This window comes from Streptomyces sp. MK37H (genome assembly GCF_018035285.1).
GTDB classification, from domain to species: Bacteria; Actinomycetota; Actinomycetes; order Streptomycetales; family Streptomycetaceae; genus Streptomyces; species Streptomyces endocoffeicus.
Window position 1 is genome coordinate 1 of the sequence record NZ_JAAAYH010000759.1, and the last position, 2,106, is coordinate 2,106.

Genomic DNA, 2,106 nt, shown 5'->3' on the forward strand with positions numbered 1-2,106 from the left:
GTGCCTGGTGGAGGGGGTGGGGCTGACCGCCGCCTTCCTGGTGACGGGCGGTGTCTACTTCCTGGCCACGCTCAGCCCGCTGGTCTTCCCGGCCTGGCGCGGGATGGACGAGGGGGCGGCGATGACGGTGGATGAGGGGGCGGCGACGCCGCTCAGCAGTGCGGGACCGCGCCGCCCGACCGCAGCGCCCGCAGAGCCGTCACCGCACCCTTGAGGGTGGTGACGGGGATCAGCCGCAGTCCCTTGGGCAGTTCGGCCGTGGCGTCGGCGCACTCGGCCTTCGGCACCAGGAAGACCGTGGCGCCGTCCCGCTTGGCCGCCTGCGTCTTCAGTGGGACCCCGCCCACGGCCCCGACCTTGCCCTTGGCGTCGATGGTGCCGGTGCCCGCGATCGTCCGGCCGCCGGTGAGGTCGCCGCCGCGGCCGTCGCCGTCCAGCTTGTCGACGATGCCGAGGGAGAAGAGCAGCCCGGCGCTCGGACCGCCGACGTCGGCGAGGCGCAGGGTGACCTTGACGTCGCGCGGGGAGCGGTGGAGATAGCCGAGCGCGGCGCTGGTGGCCGAGGACTGGGACTCCTCCATCTCCTCGGCGTTGTGCCGCTCGATCTCCTTGGTGGTGCCGCCGACGTAGACCGAGTCATGCGGCATGACGGCGCGGTCGGTGGCGAACCAGCCGCTGACCACGTCCTTCACCCGCACGGTGGCGTCCGGGCCGGTCGCCAGGATCGTCGTCATCCGCAGCTGCCCGGCGGTCTTGCGGGTGCCGGTCCCCGAGACGCTGATCACCTGCTTGCCGCGGTCGGAGCCCAGGACGTTCACGGTCGAACCGGGCTGGGCCACGGTGAACGGCAGCGGCGCGAACGCGGCCACCGCGAGCAGGGCGAGCACGGGCGCGGAGCAGAGCGCGAGGGTGCGGGCGCGGCGGGAGACGGCAGGCATGGTGTGAATCTAGTTGACCGCCGGGAAGCATGAGCCGCCACCCCGGCCCCACGGGGAACTGCGGGGAGCGGGCTCATGACACCCGCGACCTCACCTCAAGGCGTCCGAGACCTCTCGGGCCGCGTCGACCACCCGGGGGCCGACGCGCTCCGGGACCGAGTCGCAGAGCATCACGACCCCGACACTGCCCTCTATCCCCGTCACCCCGACGAGCGGGGCGGCCGCGCCGCTCGCGCCCGCTTCCAGTTCGCCGTGGGTGAGGGCGTACCCGGGGTCGTCGGGGCGGCCGGCGCGGGCGGCGAGGATCGCGCGCCCGGCGGCGCCCCGGTCGAGCGGATGCCGGAATCCGGCCCGGTAGGCCACGTGGTAGTCGGTCCAGGTCGGCTCGACGACCGCGACGGCGAGTGCCTCGGTGCCGTCGACCAGGGTGAGGTGGGCGGTCGCGCCGACGTCCTCGGCGAGGGAGCGCAGCGCGGGCAGCGCCGCCTCCCGTACGAGCGGATGCACCTGGCGGCCGAGCTGGAGCACCCCGAGCCCGACGCGCGCCCGCCCGCCGATGTCCCGGCGGACCAGGGAGTGCTGCTCGAGGGTGGCCAGCAGCCGGTAGACCACGGTGCGGTTGACGCCGAGCTTGTTGGACAGCTCGGTCACGGTCAGCCCGTGGTCGGTGTCGGCGAGCAGTTTGAGGACGCGCAGTCCCCGATCGAGCGTCTGAGAGGTCTCCGCGGTCACGACGCCCCCTCCTCGGTGATGAGTGGCGGCTCTTCGTGAGGTGCCCCGCCGGTCCCGACGACGGCGCGCGAAGAGGCCGCCGGTCGCGGTGGTAACGCACCGGCTGCGCTCCGCGGCGACGCTGCCACGGGGCGTGTGCGTGCCCGAACGCTAGCGAGCCGGTCCGCTTTGCGGAAGGGTTTGTCCAGAATCCGAGCGGAGCTGCCAAGGCGTGCGGTACGAGAGAACTCCGAAACGTTGCGGTTTGCCCGGATTCATGAGGGGGGTCTGCGACCGGTTCATGAAATTTTTCGAAAGGGGGTTGCGCAGGGCGGATCACCGCCTGCGCCCATGTCGCCGCGCGGATGTCCAACGGATCGTGACGCCTGCGGCGGCCGCTCCCCTCCCCACCCCTTCCCGAAACTGGGGCTCCGCCCCAGACCCCGGGGTCCAGGGG

At 73.1% G+C, this 2,106-nt stretch carries 2 protein-coding genes and 1 pseudogene; 1 reads left to right on the forward strand and 2 read right to left on the reverse strand.

Annotated elements, in window-relative coordinates; all coding sequences use genetic code 11:
* Positions 1-214, forward strand: a pseudogene (locus GWI24_RS43605) (MFS transporter); the annotation flags it as partial.
* Here GWI24_RS43605 and GWI24_RS43610 read toward each other — a convergent pair.
* Together GWI24_RS43610 and GWI24_RS43615 are read right to left on the reverse strand one after the other, a co-directional pair.
* Positions 153-938 carry a S16 family serine protease gene (locus GWI24_RS43610; RefSeq protein WP_210951548.1) on the reverse strand — a complete coding sequence of 262 codons (786 nt, stop codon included), beginning with the start codon at positions 936-938 and terminating at the stop codon, positions 153-155. The pseudogene GWI24_RS43605 and the gene GWI24_RS43610 overlap by 62 nt on opposite strands.
* A gap of 90 nt (positions 939-1,028) precedes the next feature.
* Positions 1,029-1,670, reverse strand: a complete 642-nt coding sequence (locus GWI24_RS43615; protein WP_037962091.1) for an IclR family transcriptional regulator — start codon at positions 1,668-1,670, stop codon at positions 1,029-1,031.
* Positions 1,671-2,106 lie beyond the last annotated feature (436 nt).

Coding starts and splice junctions, on each gene's coding strand:
- GWI24_RS43610 (WP_210951548.1), bottom strand. CDS start 938: ATGCCTGCCGTCTCCCGCCGCGCCCGCACCCTCGCGCTCTGCTCCGCG.